Consider the following 19,874-nt stretch of genomic DNA (forward strand, 5'->3'; position numbering starts at 1 on the left):
TAGTTCTTAATTAGACATGAAAATAAGGCTATGCTTTTTATGGTCATAGCCTTTAACAAATACTTACAAATTCACTACATGAGTCAACTTTTTTAATAATTTAACTATATACTCAAACTATATCTTCTAAATTCACTGTATATATAATTCTTCTTCAAATAAACAGTAAGAATTTTTTCCAGAGGCCTTTACATTATAAAGAGCTCTATCTGCATTTTTAAACAATTCTAAAAATGAATTTCCATTTTGAGGATGTCTTGCAATACCTATACTAACAGAAGCCTCAAAGCTAAAACTTAAATCATTGTAGTTCTCATAAAGTACTCTATTTAATTCTTTAGCTTTTTTATGCAAATTTACTTCTGAATGATAATCTTGCATATATACTACAAATTCATCTCCACCAATTCTTCCAACTAAATCTTCATTCCCAAAACTATCTTGTATCTTCTCAGCAAAAGTTTTTAATACAAAATCACCAAATGGATGCCCAAAATTATCATTTATTTCCTTAAAATCGTCCAAATCAATAATGAATAATGCATCTTTTTTATTGCTTTTATTTGTAGATATAACTTCTTCTACTAATTTTTCAAAGGTACCTTTATTGTATATATTTGTCAATGAGTCACTTTCTGCTCTAGTTTTCAACTCTTCGTATTTTTTTATATCACTATCTACATCTACAATTACGCCTACAACCTTCAAAAGTTCATTTTCATCATTAAAAATCTTTGTTACTGATGTTCTACACCAAAGGTATTCGCCATTAGATTTTTTTAAACGATAGATTACCTGATTATGTTTGTTATTTTCTTTAATACACTTAAGAAACTCTTCAAATCCACTATAATCTTCCTGATGAACTAATTCTTTATCCATAATCTCTTTTAAAAGATTGTCACATTTACTACTATATCCAAATTTTTCATTCCATGCTTGAGATACAAATGATTTATTTTCTTTAGCATTCCATTCAAAGACAACAGAGTCAGTCTGTTCAACAATAATTTTATAACGTTCATTACTGAGCCTTAATTCTTCCTTATGAATTATTTCTTGCTCAAGTATTTCATACTTCATAGATAATTTAGTTTTATCTATAATAGATTTAAATAGATAAAACACGATAAAATTAATATATAAAATACCAACACTTGATATTAAGTTTAGAAATTTTAAACTTTCAGAACTAAAAAAATTATTTACATCAAAGATAGAAATAGTCAGAAATAAGCTGAACAAAGGTATTGCAAGTAAAATAACCCAATACTTTATTGGCATATCTGAATGTACATCTTTTTTAAATAAACAAACTATCTTGCATATAAATAAAAAAACTATCTTAGATAAAATTGTGGCTGGTACTCTTATAGTATTGTTTTCAAACATTATTTCGAAGCCTTCTTTTATAAATAAAACAAAAATACTTGTTACCACAATTTCTGATAATATAAAGAATACATTTAATAAAACAGTCGCAAACAATCGTGTCTTTGTATTTCCTTCATATAAAAATGATGATGAAAAAATAAGGATGAAAATTAAAGGTGTTGTGATTACAGGATTTAAAGTTATTAAATTACAGGCTCCTAAACATATTATAAAACCCAATCTAGCATATCTTACAGTTCTTGTATATCCTTCTTTCTGACCTAAAAAATCTGATAAAAACATATGGACAACAAAAGCTTCAAAGATAACTGTTACTAAATTTGTAATATCAAAAAGCAGTTGTTCTTTCATACATATTTTTTATAAAATAAGAAGCTTACTTAAGCTAAATACACTTCAGATTTTACTTTTCCTTTCTGCATGTATATTTAAGCATCTACTTTAATTGTCAACCATTATAATATATGTCAGCTTAATATTGTTCTTTTTTCAACAGTATACAATAGATATATGTAAAAAACAACTTCAAATATTGACATATTTCTTTAATATATATCAATATTATCTTTATAACTTAAATACTATAGTAAACTTAGCTCCTTTTTTACCATTTTCCGCATATATACGTCCACCATGTTTATTTACAATAGATTTAACTATTGATAATCCAATTCCATGATTTCCCCCAACTCCCTTATAAAATCGTTCAAAAATATGAGGTAAATCGTCTTTATTAATCCCAATCCCATCATCTTCAACTACAACAACTATATTTTTTTGATTATATTTACATACTATTTTAATTTCACTCTTAGCATACCTTAAAGCATTTTCTATAAGATTCATAAATGCTTTGGATACATTTTTTTCATCACATTCAAATAGAACCATTTCTTCATCAAACTCATAAATAAATTTTATACCTTTATTTGCCGCTCTTACATTTTGTCTAGAACCACAGTTTGAAAGTACTTCCCTTAAATCACATTCTACAAGGTCATAATCTTTAGTTATATTATCAATTTTAGAAATATATAACAAATCTTCAACCATATCACTCAACCTATCACTTTCTTCAAGTATTATATCACTTGCATGTTTGCTATCTATTACATTATACTTTATGGCTTCTGCATAACCTTTAATGGACATAAGTGGAGTCCTAAGTTCATGAGAAGCATTTTGAAAAAATATTTTTTGTTCATTATCATACTTATCAAGATATTCAGCACTCTTATTCATAATATTTGAAAGTTCTACTAATTCCTTATCTGAAAAGTCAAAGTAAGTTCTTTTAAAATCTCCTTGACCCATTTTTTTTGCAAAACCACATAACTCTTTTATCGGCTTAGCAATTTTTTCAGATAAAACTACTGCTGTAAATATTGCTAATATCCCAGCAAAACACATTACAAATATCAATACAATATTTATCTTTTGAACTAGATTTAAAGTCTTTGATATATCTATAAAAAGAATCAAATATTTATCTTGTTCTCCATATATACTAGTAATTTTTACAGTCGAAATATAATAATCTTTACTTCCAGTGGATATACGTGTGTTTTCATCTGAGTTTAAGTCGAGTTTTTCATTTTGGATACACTTTTTAATCGATTCCATCTCATCAATATTCTTTAAGAAATCATCCTCTCTTGTTGGAAATATCAAGTTATACTTTGAATCAACCACCATAGCATCAGCATCTGATTGTGTTTCTGCCATCCTAACTTTATCTTGTACATTTCTCATAAAATTAGATAATGCTTTTGGAGGAAGCTTTCCATCATCTTGAGGAGGCTTAATAGGTCTAAAATTGCTATCCATATGTTCTACTATTTCTGTAGATTTTGTTAGTTCTTCATTTGCAGTCGTTTTTATGTACGTATCAAGCAATATATTAAAAGATACTAATATTATCATAAAGACTACAATTATTAAACACAATATGCTCAATAAAATTCTAGTTTTTATGCTTATATTTTTCTTTGAAAATTTTAATTTAAATATGGATTTAATCTTATTTCCTCTCTTTTTATCATTTTTATTTTCCATCTGAATTTTTCTCCTTTAATCTAAACCCAAAACCCCAGACAGTTTCTATCAAAATATTTGTATCTAAAATTTTTTTACGTAGTCTCTTTACCGTATCGTCAGCAGCTCTTGTCTCAACTTCTATATCATATCCCCATATTTTATTTAATAATTCATCTCTAGAAACTGCTCTGTCTCTATTTTCAAACAAATAAGTTAATAAGTTGTATTCATTTGGTGTTAAGTCTATATTGTCACTTTTATTTGTAACGATTTTATTTTTTTTATTTATTGTTATATCACCAAATTTCAATTCCATATCTACAGAATCACCATACTTATCATAAATTTGTTTCTTTTCAAATTCTATCCTTCTAAATATCGACTTTACTCTCATAACTAAAGACATTGGGCTAAATGGCTTTGTAAAATAATCATCACTACCCAAAGTTATCCCTGTAATATAATCTATATCTGTATCTCTTGCAGTAAGCATTATTATTGGAACAGTACTCTTCTCACGAAGTTTCGTACATACATCAAAACCACTTAAACCAGGCATCATTATATCTAGGATTACTAAGTCACACTCTTTTTTATTAAATTGCTCTAAAAGTTCGTCACCTGTTTTAAAATCCATAACATCATGGCCTTCATTTTTTAAGAATGTCTTTACCAAATTTCTTATATTATCTTCGTCATCTGCTATATAAATTAACTTATTCATACACTCACTCCTTAATAAACTCTTAATTTAAATTAAATAGTATAAATACATTGATTAAACAATAAAACCCCAATCTATAAGATAAATAATATTTTTTACTATATTTAAATTATATCAGCTTTTTATGGTACATTAGTTTTAAAATTGTTTAGATTTTAAGGCAATTTTAAGGCAAAAACAAATTATTATAGAATTTATCAGACTCAATACAAAATGTTATAAAATAATAATCCAACTTCTAACTATATTTATTCATTTTCTATCAAAACTTATATTTCTCAGACTTTTTATTGAATATTCAAACAATTAATATTATAGTTATATTAAGTAATACAGTTTACTTCAAGCATAAAAAACATTTATTCATATATCATACTTATTCCATTCTCAATTAATTTTATTGATTTCTTAAACTCATTGACAAAATTATATTTCAACAAAATAAAACTAGGTAAAGTATCTCTGAAGGGAGAATTTAAAATGAAAAAAACTCTTAGATATCTTTTATTTTTAATTATTCTATTAAGTATGTATTTTTTAGCTGTTAAATTAAATTTTGACTTCTATCGTAAATTTGGCACTGGTTTTATGCAAGACTTTAAAAAATTTATTTTTATTAATTTAATCTCCTCTGGTGGCATTGGTTTATTGTTAGGAACTGAATTATTTATTAAGGAGTATAAAAAAACTGGCAATTGGTATATTGATATTCCAAGATTAATCCTTCTCTGTCTTCCATCTTTTTTACTAACATTAATGCCTGTATTAATATTTATGTTTCCAGTTGGCAAAATTCCAATTATAGGTAGTTTTATTATGCTTGACCGAATACCACTTAATATAATAATTTTTAATATATTATTTGGATACTTCTTGATAACGAGTTTTCGTAAAAAATAATAACTAAATAACTTAAGTAAAAAATAGCTATCTTTAAATAAATTTTATTATTTAAAGATAGCTATTTTTTACTTAAACCCAATTATATTCTTATACTAATTTATAATCTTTTGGATTCAGTTTACTTGCTGCTGCTTCATCTACTATAACTATAGTATCTTTGTGAAGTTGAAGTATAGAACCAGGAACTTCTGGAGTTATATCCCCATAAACAGTTTTATATACTGCATCAGCTTTTTCTTCTCCTGAAGCTAAAAGTAATATTTTTTTAGATTTTAAAATTGAACCAATTCCCATACTTACAGCTTTTTTAGGAACATCTTCTCTTGATTCAAAGAATCTTGCATTAGCTTCTATTGTAGATTCTGTTAATTCAACTACATGAGTTCTTTTTGCAAATTTATTATCAGGTTCATTAAAACCTATATGAGCATTACGACCTATTCCAAGTACTTGTACATCTATACCACCTGCTCTATCAATAGAAGCTTCGTAATTTATACATTCTTTTTCAATATCATCAGCCATTCCATTTGGTAAATGAGTATTTTCTGACTTAATGTTTACATGATTAAACAGATTTTCTTTCATAAAATAATCATAACTTTGGTCATTAGATATTGGCAACTTATAGTATTCATCTAAATTAAAGCTTATTACATCTGAAAAATCTACTATATTTTCATTATATTTCTTAACTAAATCTCTATACATACCTATTGGCGTACTTCCCGTAGCTAATCCTAATATTGAATTTGGCTTTAAAACTATTTGAGCTGCTATCATTTCAGCTGCTTTTTTACTCATTCCATCATAATCTTTACATACTAATACTCTCATTTTGTTCCTCCTAAATTTTAGCTAATACTTTAATTGATATAAGTTTAATTTATTACTATTTTTATATAACTTTTATTTTATTTAAAGCTTATTTTTTACATTCTACATATTTTTGTATACTACTTCACCCAAGCATAGAGTCATCTTGCAGTCCAAGTTTTCATCAAACACAGCTATATCTGCATCTTTACCTATATCTAGACTTCCTTTTTTATCATTTATGCCTAAAGATGTTGCTGGGTTCAAGGATGCTAAATTAATTGCTTCATTTACTCTAAGGTTTGTATTATTTAAAAAGTTAAGTACCATTTTATTTAAAGATAATACACTACCAGCTAATGCACCATTTTCAAGTCTTGCTTCATTGCCTTTTACTATAACTTTTTGACCTCCAAGAGCATAATTTCCATCTTCAAGCCCACCCGCTTCAATAGAATCCGTTATTAAAATCAATTTTTCTCTACCTTTGTTGTTCAATATAAATTGAAATAAATCTTTATTTATATGGATTGTATCTGCTATTAATTCACTATATACATCAGTTGTAAGTGCTGCACCAACAACACCAGGATCTCTATGGTTTAATCCAGTCATTGCATTAAACATATGAGTTATATTTGTTACACCTAAGTTTATAGCTTCTTTAGCTTGCTCATAACTTGCATTACTGTGACCTATAGATAAAACTATATTTGTACATCTTTTGATTTCTCTAGTAAAGTCAAAGTCTATATCCTTTTCTGGAGCATAAGTTATTACCTTTATAACATTCTTGTATTCTTTGATAAATTCATATTTTGAATTTATTATAAATTTTTCATTTTGTGCCCCCTTATAATTTTCATTTATAAAAGGTCCTTCTAAATGTGCTCCTAATACTTGAGCTCCTCCAAGTTTTCTACTTTTAGCTTTTTTGATAACTTCAAGTGCATCATAAACATGCTCTTTATCCATTGTCATTGTAGTTGGAAGAAAAGATGTTACACCATGTCTCATTATTGATTTTGAAATTGTCTCTATAGATTCATCAGTTGAATCCATTGTGTCTTTTCCCATGTTTCCATGTATATGAATATCAATAAGACCTGGAGAGATATATTTACCACCAACATCTATAACTTCACAATCATTTGGTATCTCATCAGATATATCAATTATTTTTTCATCAAATACTAGTACTTTGTTTTCTAAAATTTGATTCTTTAATATTATTTTCCCATTAATTAAACATTTCACCTTATTCACCTACTCACTCAATACTATTTCATATTGATATTTATCTGTTCTAAATATCGATATGGTATACTCTATAGGATTACCTTCTTTATTATAAGAATTCCTATGAAGTTTAAGGGCCAAAGAACCTTCTTCTGTTTCAAGTAGCTTACTTTCTTCATCTGAAAGTATAATTGGCTCCATTACTTGCTCAGCTTTTTGTATCTTATAGCCATATTTCTCATTCAAAACTCTATATAATGAAGAATTATCTAATATTCCTTTTGTAAGACCTTTACACATTTCTTCTGATAGATACACTATTTCTAATCCAAATGGCTCTCCATCTGTATATCTAAGTCTAATAATTTTATATATATTTGTTGTATTATCACTTATTCCAAGCTTTCTTTTTACTAAATCGTCTGGTAGTTCCATCTCAAAGGATAATATATCAGTTCTTATGTTTACTCCTTTTTCTTTCATTACATCAGTAAAACCTTTTACATTTGAAAACTGATACTTCTTTTTTTGCTTTGCGACGAATGTACCCTTTCCTTGTACCCTATAAAGAAGACCTTCTGTAACTAAGCCAACAATAGTTTTATTCACTGTCATGCGACTTACATTTTGTATATTACAAAGTTCTCTTTCTGGTATTATTGCATCACCTTCTTTAAGTTCACCAGTTTCTATCATCTCTCTTATTATGGCACTTAGTTGAGTATGCAATGGTATATTACTAGATTTATCCACTATTTTCATAAAATCACCACTTTTCAATATGGTATATACCAATTTTGGTATATACCAATTATACTTTAAAAGAAAATTTATTTCAATACTTTTAACTTATTTTGTAAAAATTTTAGGGAAATCTAAAGACAAAAAAGAAATTGGAGTTTATACTATATAAGAAGCTAAATAATTGAAAATGCATGAATAATTACATTATTTATTATAAATTTCACTAATACTAATATATATACTGTGAAACACTACTACATAAGAGTAGTATAACTAAATTGTAAATATAAAATGAGAGGATGATTTTAATTTGATAAAAATAGGTGATTTTAATAAACTTATAGTAAAAAGAAAAACAGAATTTGGATATTTCCTAGATGGACAAACTAATAACACCAAGGATGATGTGCTTCTTCACAATAGATTAATAGGAAAAAATGAAATAAATATAGGCGATGAAGTAGATGCTTTCATATTTAAAGATTCTGATGACAGAACTGCTGCAACTTTAATACCTCCTTTAGCTAAAGTTGGAGATGTTGCTTATCTAAAAGTGGTTGATAACACTGACATTGGTACTTTTATAGATATGGGGCTTACAAAAGACATACTAGTTCCTTTTAAATCTAAGACCTATCCATTGTTTAGAGATGAAAAATATTTATTTTATATATATTTGGATAAAAGCGGAAGAATCGCTGCTACTACAGACATAGATTCATATTTAGAAACAGACCATACTTACAATGTAGGAGATATGGTAAATGGAGTTGTATATGGGTTCCAAACCAATAACTCTGCTATGATATGTGTTGACAATAAATATGCTGGTGTAATCCTTCATAATGAATACTTTACAGAATTAAAAGCTGGAGATGTTCTTGAAAATTTACATGTTATAAAAATATATGATGATGGTAAATTAGGGCTTTCTCCTAGAGGAAACAGAAAAGATGAACTTGATACCTTAGAAAATAAAATTTTAAGCTATTTAGAAGGTTCAGATGGATATATGAGATTTAATGATAAATCTGACCCTAAAGATATTTCTATCTTATTTAATTCAAGTAAGAAAAATTTCAAACGTGCTCTTGGAGTACTTATGAAGAAAGATTTAATTTATCAAGATGAAGATGGAACTTATTTAAAATAAATTATATAACACAAAAATCGAAGTAAAAATGAAAGATATTTTCTATTTCATATTTACTTCGATTTTTTATTTAGGTTACTACCTATATTTATTGTGCATTTACTACATCTATTATGTCTAGTTCACAAATCTTTTTAATTGGTTTTCTTACTGAAAGTAAAGTTATTATTATCATAGTTACCACAATGATAAACAGCAAATCAAAAGGTATTTGCCACTCTATATGAAACTTTAATGTTACTAAAGATACAAATATATACCTATGTAATATTAATCCAAGTACACTCCCCAGTAAACAACCACTTAAAGCATATGTACTTGACTCTACTATTACCATTTTTCTTAATTGCTTATTGGACATGCCTATTGCACGCATAATACCATAGTAATTTATTCTACTTGTAACACTTATATTCATACTGTTTATGATATTAAACATACTTATAATGGCAATTATAAATACAAACCCATATACAAAAATTGCCATAGTGTAAAATGAATTTCTAGCTTCTAAGTTACCTTGTCGCTTATCTCGAACCTCTAAATTATCATCTAGTACACTTCTTATATTTTGAATTAAATTTCCAGGAGCATCTTCATCAACTTGAGTATCAATTATTACATAGTCTTTCATACCTGTTACATTTGTAAAAGTATTTTCAGATGTTATAATATTTCCAATATATTTATCTTCATTAGTAGTGAATACTACTGGTATTTTTGATTTATCAACACCCATACTATGTAAGTATCCAGCTATATTATAATCATGTTCTACCAATGCTCTTTTATAATCATTGGTTATATTTACAACTACTATTTGACCTACTACTATAAACATCAATAAAACGGATATAATAACCCAAAAAAATATTTTTATGTCTTTATTAGAAAATATCTTCATATTAACACCCTCACTTTATAACATTCCATTTGTAACCCATTCTTCTAAATGTTAATAGAAATTTTGGATTTTCAGGATTATCTTCAATCTTATTTCTAAGCCTTCTTACATATACTGACAGAGTGTTATCATCTACAAAACTACCATTTCCATCCCATAACTTGTCCAATATATTTTTTCTTGTAAGTATGATATTTTTATTTTTCATAAATAGGCACAATAATTTATATTCTGCTGTAGTAAGCTCCAGCTCAATTTCATTTTTAAAAACACGATTTTCAAGTAATTTAACAGTAATACTATTTGACTTTAGTTCAGTTACATTTTCATTTGTAAAATTATAACGCCTAAGTAAAGCTTTTATTCTTGAAATTAACTCATTTAATTTAAAAGGTTTTGTTATGTAATCATCTCCACCCATATCAAGCCCCATCACTACATTTACTTCTTCATCAGAAGCAGTTAAAAATATAATTGGCACATTAGAAACTTCTCTTACCTTTTTACAAATATCAAAACCATTACCATCAGGTAAGGATACATCCAAAATCAGTAAATCATAATTTTTTTCTTTGTACATTCGCAATGCTTCTTTTACTGTTCTTGCTATATCAACACTAAAGCCACTCTTTTGTATAGAAAATTCTAATCCATATATCAAGCTTAAATCATCTTCAACCAACAATATACTACTCATCTCAATCACTTCCATTTTATTTATTTTTATTTTTCATTTATTATATACTTAACTTATTATATTTTTACTCTTTTAAAAATACAATACCTTGAAATCAATGATTTAAATATTTTAAAATTATTTTTATATAATTTTATATCATTAATCTAATACTTTGAAATCCTAATAATTAAAAAAGCTTAAAATACACTAAGTATTCTAAGCTTTTTTTAATCACATTTTATATATTTGTATTATTTATTTTTTAAAATACTATTTTCAATACTGACTTTATCAAACATTTCACTATCTTTACTATTATCTATAAAAATATCACTTATATTTCTAATATTTGTTGAATAGTTGCCACTAATTCCCATCTTATCGAAATTCATATTCCCTAGCTTTTGTATCACAAATCCCATTGATGCAAGTAAAATAGCAAATATTATATACTGACTAAAGTTACTCATATAATAATTTATAATAGTATATTCATTTCCTGTGAATGCCAACTGTTTTGTAGATAGCATAGTATATATGTATTCAGTACAATTTATAAATACATATATACCATAAATAACCAACATGACAGACAAACAATACATTGTAATTGAAACCTTTGATATTTTTTTTAATTGTTTAACTCTAAAAGCTTTTTTCAACTTCTCAATAAAATTTTTCACTTTAACTCCTCCAATACATTATTTAATAAAATATAATAATATTAGTATATAGAGTTAATGTGTTTATAGTATTAAGTTTTCATGAAGTTTATATGAGTTATTGATTTTGTATAAGCTTATTTCCAGCGTTTTAATTTTGGAAAGAAATTATTCATCATACTTCTTGCTTCATCTTCAGTCATACCTTTATTACTTTGAACCATAGGAGGTATACAGATTTCTATCATCTCTTTCATACTTATATCAGCAGTAAATTCACCATCTTTAAAACAATAACTACAGTAATCATCACTTTTACTTCCATCTTTATTTGTTCCATACAATTCATTAGTACATCCCATTGGCATGCCACAACATTGACAAAATCTAGTTTCTTCCATATATAATCACTCCTTGTATATTTTTCTTTGGCTCTTGACCATATTTAAATTATAGCAATATTAATATGACATGATTATGTCATATTAACAATAAAAAGACTAATAAAATTATATATTAATATATAAATTCTATTAGTCTATATTTTATTTACTCACTTAAGTTTTGGATTCTTAAATAAAAATTATATTCTATTTACTTTAGTCTTTATTGCTGCTTCTTTAACTGCTTCAGCAACATTTTTTACTACATTTTTGTTAAATACATCTGGTAATATATACTCTGGACATATTTCTTCATCAGTTATTGTATTAGCAATTGCATATGCAGCCGCTATTTTCATTTCTTCATTTATTTCTTTAGCTTTCACATCAAGTGCCCCTCTAAATATTCCTGGAAATGCTAAAACATTATTAACTTGATTAGGGAAATCTGAACGACCAGTTCCCATTATAAACGCTCCACCTAGTTTTGCTTCCTCTGGCATTATTTCTGGAGTAGGATTTGCCATTGCTAATATTATTGGTTTTTCAGACATACTTTCAACCATTTCTTTTGTTACAGTTTTTGGACCTGAAACACCTATGAATACATCTTTACCTTTTATAACATCTTTCAAAGAACCTTTTTCATTTCTTATATTAGTTACATCTAACATTTCTTTTTGAACCAAATTTAATCTTTCCATGTTGGCTTCCAGTGCACCACTTCTGTTACATAATACTATATTTTTAACATTCATTTTAAGTAATATTTTTGCTATTGCTATACCTGCAGCACCTGCTCCATTTATAACTATTTCTAAATCTTCTATTTTTTTGTTTTCAATTAACTTTATTGCATTTATTATTGCTGCTGCCACTACTATTGCGGTACCGTGTTGGTCATCATGAAAAACAGGTATACTCAAAGATTTTTTTAATCTATCCTCTATTTCAAAACATCTTGGAGAAGATATATCCTCTAAATTTATTCCACCAAATACTGGTTCCATTAATTCCACAGACTTAACTATTTCATCTACATCATTAGTCTTTAAACATATTGGAAAGGCATCTACATCTCCAAATTGCTTAAATAATATAGATTTACCTTCCATAACAGGTATAGCTGCTTCAGCACCAATATTGCCTAATCCAAGTACAGCACTTCCATCACTAACTACTGCTACTAAATTACCTTTAGAAGTATATCTATAAACATCCTCTTGATTTTCATGTATTTTTAGACAAGGCTCTGCAACACCTGGCGTATATGCTGTTGATAAATCATCCTTAGTTTTAACTTCTACCTTACTTTCTACATTTATTTTCCCTTTATTAATTTCATGCATTTCTAATGCCAATTTTGCATAATCCTTAGACATCAATCTTCCTCCTTAAAATGTTTACAATTAAATTGTTTTGTATATTTAGTATTTATATAAATTTTCAAAATTTATTTACATTCATAAATTGCTCTTCCTTGTTCATAGATATTATTTCCATAACTATCTATAGCTACTGTAAGTTTAAGGTCTTCTACTACAATCTTTCTTATAGCTTCAGGTCCTAAGTCTTCATATGCAATAATTTCACATGATTTTATAGAATTTGAAATGTATGCACCAGCTCCTCCTATTGCTGCAAGGTAAACTGCTCCATACTTCTCCATACCTTGTATAACTTCTTCACTTCTTTTTCCTTTACCTATCATCAATCTAAGACCTCTCTCTAAAAGAGGTATCGTCAAATCATCCATTCTATAACTCGTCGTTGGACCTGCTGCTCCTATAACTTCTCCTGGTTTTGTTGGAGTAGGACCTACATAGTATATACCTTGACCATTTACATCGAATGGTAACTCTTCACCTTTATTTATACAATCTATCAATCTTTTATGAGCTGCATCTCTTGCTGTATAAAGTATACCACTTAGACTAATTGTATCTCCACAATTTAACTTAGCTATATCAATCTCACTTACAGGTGTAGTTATCTTTATCATTTTATTTTTCCTCCTAAATTACTACCTTTTTATGTCTTGATGCATGGCAGTTTATATTTACAACAACAGGAAGACCTGCTATATGTGTAGGAAAAGTCTCTATATTTAAACCTAAAGCTGTTGTAGTTCCTCCTAACCCCTGAGGTCCTATCCCCAATTTATTAATAGAGGCTAATAATTCACTTTCTAATTTTGCAATATTTTCATCTTCATTAAATTCGCCTAGTTCTCTAAAAAGTGCTTTTTTAGCTATTTGAGCACATTTATCTACAGTTCCACCTATACCAACTCCAATTACCATAGGAGGGCATGGATTAGGTCCAGCTTCTGAAACTGTATCAATAATAAATTTTTTAATTCCTTCTAATCCATCTGATGGCTTTAACATCTTCATTTTACTCATATTTTCGCTTCCAAATCCCTTAGCAGCAAACTCTATTTTAATTTCATCGCCTTTTACCATTTCATAATGAATAATGGCAGGAGTATTATCCTTTGTATTTATTCTACTAATTGGACTTACAACAGATTTTCTCAAATATCCTTCCTCGTACCCTTGTCTTACTCCCTCATTTATAGCATCAGTAATTGTATCTCCTTCAACTAAAACCTCTTGTCCTATTTCAACAAAAAATACAGCCATACCAGTATCTTGGCATATTGGTATATTTTTTCCCTTTGCTATTTCAGCATTTTCAACTAATATATTTAATATATTTTTTCCAACTTCACTTTTTTCAGTTTTAGCTTTCTCTTTTATACAGCTTAAGACATCATCTCCTAAGTATAAACTAGCTTCTATGCAAAGTTTTTTTACTTGTTCAACAATTTGTTCAGATTTTATCTTCCTCAAGCGAACATCCCTCCATTACTTTATAAAAAATATTCGTAATCATATTTACACTTTACCATCATTTTTAAAATTTCTCAATATTTTTATATCAATTACATAATAGTAGTTAAATGTTTATTTTTAAGTCATTATTTATTTTATTAATCATATAATTTTTTGTCATCAATTTTTTATCTGAAATATCTATTTTTTTATTACATCTGTAAACTCTACTTTTATAAGTTTCTGTAAATCAAGTGGTGATAATTCTATTTGGTATCCTATTTTTCCAGCACTTACTATAATTGTATCTAATTGTTTTGCACTTTCATTTACAAAAGTCTTATAAAGCTTCTTCATCCCTACAGGAGAACAACCACCTCTAATATATCCTGTAAGCTTATTTATATCTTTTACATGAATCATATCCACACTTTTTTCTTTAGCTACTTTTGCAGCTTTTTTTAAGTCTAAATTTTCATGTACTGGTATTACATATACATAAATACTCTTACTAACTCCTTGAGTTACTAGAGTCTTATATACTTCATTTACATCTCTTCCTATATCATGTGCTACCTCTACACCATCTACATGTTCACTTTTGACTTCATAAGATAGTACCTTATAATCAATTTTGTTTGAATCTAAAATTCTCATAGCATTAGTTTTTACTTTAATCATACATTCACTTCCTTTTTATAAAATACGAACATTATCCATATTTTCGAATATTCTGTACTATTTTAATAGAGTATTATAGTTAAAATAATTATATTTTAAAACAACAATATTATTATAACTCTATATTAACTTCAAAACTTCATTTTTTTCCAATTCACTAGAATTTTTTAGTTCTTTTTTTATTCTCATAGGAGAATCTCCTAAAATAAAGATATTATCTGCTAAAAATAATGCTTCTTCAATATCATGAGTTACAAATAAAACAGTTCTTTTTTCTTTTTTAAGTATGTCTTTAAAATTATCCATTATTATTTGTTTATTCTTTGCATCAATAGATTTAAAAGGTTCATCCATTATAATAGTCTTTGATGGATAGATAAATGCTCTAGCAATATTCACTCTTTGCCTAAGCCCTCCACTAAGCATCTGAGGATAAAATTTTTTATATTTAATAATTCCAACCAAATCTAAATATTCATCACAAACTTTATCTAATTGAGTTTTACTGTAGTGTTTATTTACAACTATCTTTATATTTTCTTCTACAGTTAGCCAATCTATTAGCCTATCTTCTTGAAATATGTAACTTACATCTATCTTACTCCCAATTTTATTTGAACTTTCTTTAATATTTAAATTACAAGTATCATTTTCTATAATACCACTTATTATATTTAAGAGAGTAGTTTTTCCACATCCAGATTTCCCAAGTATACAGTTAACATTATCTATATTAAAATCAATATTAAAATTTTTAAATATAATATGATTATCATATTTTTTATTTATATTCTCAATACTTAACCTTATCTTTTCCATAAAAAAGCTCTCCTTGACAAAAATTTTTGAGCTACTTGTAAAATGACTGATATTAAAACTATTATAATTATCCATGCAAATATCCCAGATGTATTAAAATTAATTTTTTCAGTTTGTATCATAGTCCCAATACCATATGTAGGCTGACTATATACCTCTCCTGCTATAGCGACTTTTAAGCTTAATGAAAATGTCGATACTAATATAGATATAATTTGAAATTTTATAGCTGGTAAATAGATTTTCAACACCTTATCTATAAACCTTATCTTATACACGCTTGCCATTTCTAATAAATTTTTATCAATATTCAATATTGCTCCTAAAACACTCTCGTATAAGATTGGAAAAACTATAGTAAACCCAACTATAAAAGGTGTAGTATCTTTTTTAAACCAAATTAGTGCAAGTATTACTAATATCATCGTTGGTATTGAACGTGCTAGAGCATTAATTGGCTTTAATAAATTTCTAAAAATCCTGCTTAAGTATGCTACTATAGACAATATGATAGCAAAAATCAAAGCAAATAAAAAACTAAAAAAACATCTACCTATTGAGTAAAGTATGTCTATATAGAAATTAGAATTCAATGCTATTTCTTTGATACTACTAGAGACTTGATTTATAGTTGGCAAGAATATATCATTGTTAATTTTTAAAGCAATAATTTGCCACAAAAATAAGAGGATAACACAAGAAAGTGTTACCTCTAATTTGTCTATAAATTGTTCTTTAATTTTCTTATTTTTCAACAAAGTATATTGCTTCATCTGGCACTTTGCCTCCTACTGTCTTATCATCAAAATTAGCTAATTTTTCATAGTAGTTTTTGTAATCATTAATCATATCTTTAACTGGAATATACTTTAAATTAGCTCTTTCAAGAGCTTTGCCTATTATTTTAGGTTCAGTAGATATTTCTATCTCCTCAGAATATTTACCTAATTCCTCAGGATTTTTATTTGCCCAATCTACACTATTTGATAATTGTCCTAAGAAAGAATCTACAAATTCTTTATTATCTCTTAAAAAATCAGATTTGATAATTAATGTAGATTGAGGATATCCATCCTTTGAACCACTTACTTCTTTCCATGAATCATTTAAACTTTTTATAATTTTTATATTTGGATTTTTGGACATTAAAGCACTAAGTGCAGGTTCTGGAACAATCCCTGTTGTAATTTTTCCTGTAGCCAATAATGGTACTAATTCACTTGCAGAGTTTACATAATTAAAATTTATATCTGCTGGATTTATATCCTTTTGTGATAAAAGACTTCTTATTGTTATATCTGGAGTAAGACCTTTCCCTGTACATCCAACTTCTTTCCCAATTAAATCAGAATAATCCTTTATATCATCTGTTGATACTAAATAAAGAGACCCCATACCTACAGTACCAACTATATTATAACTTGAAGTTTTATTATATGCTATTGCAGCCATATTTGATGGAACTATAGCTATATCTACATCTTTTTTCATTACTCTAGTAGAAATTGCCTCTGGTGTTTTCTCAATGCTATAAATTGTTTCATATCCATCTTTAATTGCTGGATTTTCATTTGCTAATTTCGCTACTGCTACCGCTGGCAATCCATCTGGAACAGCTACCTTTACTTCTTTAACAACTGCTGGTTCTTCTTTTGGCTTTTCATTTTGTCCTTGTGAACACCCCACTAAAAAAATTACACTTAATGCTGCTGATAACATTATATAAATATACTTTTTCATCTCTTCCTCCCGAAACTAACTTTTTATAAAATAATTATATTTATTTATATTAATTTCTGTTAATTTATCGAATAATCCTTCTTATTTAAATAATTTTATTTACTATTTACCTACACTCTATTTTAATATTTTTTCTTTCTCTTACTTGGACTTTTTTGTTGTTTTTTATTGTTTCTATTATTTGCATTATATTTTTTATTTTCAGTAGAAGACTTAGACTTATTTTTATTAGAATTATTTCTATTAAAATAAGGTTTCTCATCCTTTGGTTTTATTAGACATCTATGTCCAAAACCTATCAAATCCTCTCTTCCAGCTTCAACTAGTGCAGAATATACCAAGTCATAGTTTCTAGGTGCTCTATACTGTAATAAAGCTCTTTGCATTGCTTTGTCTCGTTTTGATTTTGGGACATAAACTGGCTTCATTGTAAGTGGGTCTATTCCTGTATAAAACATTGTAGTTGACAGTGTCCCAGGAGTTGGATAAAAATCTTGAACTTGCTCTGGTTGATAATGAGTATCCCTCAAATATTCAGCTAACTCTATGGCACTATTTAGTGTAGACCCTGGATGACTAGACATTAAATATGGTATCAAATATTGTTTTTTACCTAATTCTTCATTTATAGCAAAAAATTTCTGTCTAAACTTATCATAAGTTTTTCCTGCTGGCTTTTGCATATATTCTAAAACTTCTTCTGATATATGTTCTGGAGCCACCTTCAATTGACCACTTACATGATGTTCTATTAGCTCTCTAAGAAACTTATTATTTTTATCTGCCATTACATAATCATACCTAATACCAGAGCGTACAAACACTTTTTTTATGTTAGGTAATTTTCTTACAGCTCTAAGTAAATGTAGATACTCACTATGGTCTGCATCTAAGTTTTTACATGGTGATGGTGATAAACATTGTCTATTTTTACATGCACCTTTAGTAATTTGTTTGTTACATGCTGGTCTTCTAAAATTAGCTGTTGGACCTCCAACATCATGTATATATCCTTTAAAATCATTTAATTTTGTTATTCCTACTGCTTCATCAATAATTGATTTCTCACTTCTACTTTGAACAGCTCTTCCCTGATGAAAGGTTATTGCACAAAATGAACAACTACCAAAACACCCTCTTGAACTTACTATGCTAAATTTCACTTCTTCTATAGCTGGTATACCACCAGATTTCTCATATACAGGATGATATGTTTTTTGATATGGTAATCCATAAACTTCATCCAATTCTTCTCTATTTAGAGGTTTCTCTGGCTTATTTTGAACTAAATACTTACTTCCATGAGGTTGAACAATTATGTTTCCTCTAAATGGGTCTTGTTCATCATATTGAATTTTAAAAGCCTCTACATATTTCATTTTATCTTCACATATTTCTTTATATGATGGAATCAATATATAGTTATCGTATATTTCTTCTAGTGTATCTGCAACATAACATGTCCCATCAATATGTCTAATATATTTGGGGTCATATCCATCATTAAGTGCATTAGCTACATCCACAATCTGCTTTTCACTCATTCCATAAACTAATAAATCTGCTCCACTATCTATCAACATTGACTTTCTAACCTTATCACTCCAATAATCATAATGGGCAAATCTTCTTAAACTAGCTTCAATTCCTCCTATTACTATTGCAACATCGCTATATGCTTCTCTTATTTTATTACAATAGACTATTGTGGCTCTATCTGGTCTATAACCCATTTTTCCACCAGGAGAATACATATCCTTATCTCTATGCTTCTTACTCACTGAATAGTGATTCACCATTGAATCCATATTCCCTGCATTAACCAAAAATCCAAGTCTAGGCTTTCCTAATTTCATAAAATCATCTGTCGTCTTCCAATTTGGTTGTGCTATTATACCTACCTTATATCCAGCATTTTCTAAAACTCTAGATATTATTGCTGTACCAAAACTATGATGGTCTACATATGCATCACCTGTAACCAACACAAAGTCTAGCTCTTCCCATCCTCTATCTATCATATCTTGTTTACTTATTGGTAAAAACCTATTTTCCATATCATCACCTGCTCAATGTATATTTAACAAATACTTTCTTAAAATTAAAAGTATCTTTTAATTTTGTTCTTAACGCTTAATTATAACACAAAAAATACTTA

Annotated in this window: 20 protein-coding genes; 2 read left to right on the forward strand and 18 right to left on the reverse strand. The window is 27.4% G+C overall.

The window, feature by feature from the left end; genetic code table 11:
- Positions 1 to 132: 132 nt before the first annotated feature.
- The 3 genes from IC214_RS05850 to IC214_RS05860 form a co-directional block, all read right to left on the reverse strand.
- Positions 133 to 1,746 (reverse strand): sensor domain-containing diguanylate cyclase, encoded by a 1,614-nt coding sequence (locus IC214_RS05850; protein WP_227860804.1) that lies wholly within the window; start codon positions 1,744 to 1,746, stop codon positions 133 to 135.
- A gap of 216 nt (positions 1,747 to 1,962) precedes the next feature.
- Entirely contained in the window at positions 1,963 to 3,450 is a 1,488-nt protein-coding gene (locus tag IC214_RS05855) for a sensor histidine kinase (protein WP_227855769.1), read from the reverse strand.
- Positions 3,440 to 4,156 (reverse strand): response regulator transcription factor, encoded by a 717-nt coding sequence (locus tag IC214_RS05860; protein ID WP_054269556.1) that lies wholly within the window; start codon positions 4,154 to 4,156, stop codon positions 3,440 to 3,442. The genes IC214_RS05855 and IC214_RS05860 overlap by 11 nt, the downstream gene beginning before the upstream one ends.
- A gap of 480 nt (positions 4,157 to 4,636) precedes the next feature.
- Here IC214_RS05860 and IC214_RS05865 point away from each other — a divergent pair, with 480 nt between their 5' ends.
- Positions 4,637 to 5,056 (forward strand): hypothetical protein, encoded by a 420-nt coding sequence (locus IC214_RS05865; RefSeq protein ID WP_227866379.1) that lies wholly within the window; start codon positions 4,637 to 4,639, stop codon positions 5,054 to 5,056.
- Between the two features lie 90 nt (positions 5,057 to 5,146).
- Here the strand turns inward: IC214_RS05865 and nagB are convergent, their stop codons facing one another.
- From nagB to IC214_RS05880, 3 genes are all read right to left on the reverse strand, one after another.
- Positions 5,147 to 5,896: a glucosamine-6-phosphate deaminase gene (gene nagB, locus IC214_RS05870; RefSeq protein ID WP_227436662.1), complete on the reverse strand. Its 750-nt coding sequence runs from the start codon at positions 5,894 to 5,896 to the stop codon at positions 5,147 to 5,149.
- A gap of 102 nt (positions 5,897 to 5,998) precedes the next feature.
- Entirely contained in the window at positions 5,999 to 7,132 is a 1,134-nt protein-coding gene (nagA, locus tag IC214_RS05875; protein WP_227436664.1) for an N-acetylglucosamine-6-phosphate deacetylase, read from the reverse strand.
- Between the two features lie 9 nt (positions 7,133 to 7,141).
- A complete protein-coding gene (locus tag IC214_RS05880; RefSeq protein WP_227436666.1) occupies positions 7,142 to 7,876 on the reverse strand; it encodes a GntR family transcriptional regulator in 735 nt (244 codons plus the stop codon).
- Positions 7,877 to 8,168: 292 nt separating this feature from the next.
- Between IC214_RS05880 and IC214_RS05885 the strand changes: the two genes are divergently transcribed.
- Positions 8,169 to 9,011: a S1 RNA-binding domain-containing protein gene (locus IC214_RS05885; RefSeq protein WP_227482934.1), complete on the forward strand. Its 843-nt coding sequence runs from the start codon at positions 8,169 to 8,171 to the stop codon at positions 9,009 to 9,011.
- An 88-nt stretch (positions 9,012 to 9,099) separates the two neighbouring features.
- Here IC214_RS05885 and IC214_RS05890 read toward each other — a convergent pair whose 3' ends face one another.
- From IC214_RS05890 to IC214_RS05945, 12 genes are all read right to left on the reverse strand, one after another.
- Positions 9,100 to 9,915 (reverse strand): ABC transporter permease, encoded by an 816-nt coding sequence (locus IC214_RS05890; RefSeq protein ID WP_227866380.1) that lies wholly within the window; start codon positions 9,913 to 9,915, stop codon positions 9,100 to 9,102.
- A 10-nt stretch (positions 9,916 to 9,925) separates the two neighbouring features.
- Positions 9,926 to 10,612 (reverse strand): response regulator transcription factor, encoded by a 687-nt coding sequence (locus tag IC214_RS05895; RefSeq protein ID WP_227866381.1) that lies wholly within the window; start codon positions 10,610 to 10,612, stop codon positions 9,926 to 9,928.
- Positions 10,613 to 10,845: 233 nt separating this feature from the next.
- Positions 10,846 to 11,277 carry a hypothetical protein gene (locus IC214_RS05900; protein WP_227824773.1) on the reverse strand — a complete coding sequence of 144 codons (432 nt, stop codon included), beginning with the start codon at positions 11,275 to 11,277 and terminating at the stop codon, positions 10,846 to 10,848.
- A 116-nt stretch (positions 11,278 to 11,393) separates the two neighbouring features.
- Positions 11,394 to 11,657 carry a zinc ribbon domain-containing protein gene (locus tag IC214_RS05905; RefSeq protein ID WP_227866382.1) on the reverse strand — a complete coding sequence of 88 codons (264 nt, stop codon included), beginning with the start codon at positions 11,655 to 11,657 and terminating at the stop codon, positions 11,394 to 11,396.
- A gap of 182 nt (positions 11,658 to 11,839) precedes the next feature.
- A complete protein-coding gene (locus tag IC214_RS05910) occupies positions 11,840 to 13,021 on the reverse strand; it encodes an NADP-dependent malic enzyme (protein WP_227436677.1) in 1,182 nt (393 codons plus the stop codon).
- A 71-nt stretch (positions 13,022 to 13,092) separates the two neighbouring features.
- A complete protein-coding gene (locus tag IC214_RS05915; RefSeq protein ID WP_227436679.1) occupies positions 13,093 to 13,641 on the reverse strand; it encodes a Fe-S-containing hydro-lyase in 549 nt (182 codons plus the stop codon).
- Positions 13,642 to 13,654: 13 nt separating this feature from the next.
- On the reverse strand, positions 13,655 to 14,494 hold the full coding sequence (locus IC214_RS05920; RefSeq protein ID WP_227855778.1) for a fumarate hydratase: 840 nt from the start codon (positions 14,492 to 14,494) through the stop codon (positions 13,655 to 13,657).
- A gap of 183 nt (positions 14,495 to 14,677) precedes the next feature.
- Positions 14,678 to 15,157 carry a Cys-tRNA(Pro) deacylase gene (gene ybaK, locus IC214_RS05925; RefSeq protein ID WP_227436683.1) on the reverse strand — a complete coding sequence of 160 codons (480 nt, stop codon included), beginning with the start codon at positions 15,155 to 15,157 and terminating at the stop codon, positions 14,678 to 14,680.
- 120 nt (positions 15,158 to 15,277) lie between these two features.
- Positions 15,278 to 15,976 (reverse strand): ABC transporter ATP-binding protein, encoded by a 699-nt coding sequence (locus tag IC214_RS05930; protein ID WP_227866383.1) that lies wholly within the window; start codon positions 15,974 to 15,976, stop codon positions 15,278 to 15,280.
- Positions 15,964 to 16,749, reverse strand: a complete 786-nt coding sequence (locus tag IC214_RS05935) for an ABC transporter permease (RefSeq protein ID WP_227436688.1) — start codon at positions 16,747 to 16,749, stop codon at positions 15,964 to 15,966. The genes IC214_RS05930 and IC214_RS05935 overlap by 13 nt, the downstream gene beginning before the upstream one ends.
- On the reverse strand, positions 16,721 to 17,716 hold the full coding sequence (locus IC214_RS05940) for an ABC transporter substrate-binding protein (RefSeq protein ID WP_227436690.1): 996 nt from the start codon (positions 17,714 to 17,716) through the stop codon (positions 16,721 to 16,723). Before IC214_RS05940 ends, IC214_RS05935 begins: the two co-directional genes overlap by 29 nt.
- A gap of 122 nt (positions 17,717 to 17,838) precedes the next feature.
- Complete coding sequence (locus tag IC214_RS05945; RefSeq protein ID WP_227831593.1) at positions 17,839 to 19,773, reverse strand: YgiQ family radical SAM protein; 1,935 nt, start codon at positions 19,771 to 19,773, stop codon at positions 17,839 to 17,841.
- Positions 19,774 to 19,874 lie beyond the last annotated feature (101 nt).

The sequence above is a fragment of the Clostridioides sp. ES-S-0190-01 genome (assembly GCF_020658275.1).
In the GTDB taxonomy this organism is placed as follows: Bacteria; Bacillota; Clostridia; order Peptostreptococcales; family Peptostreptococcaceae; genus Clostridioides.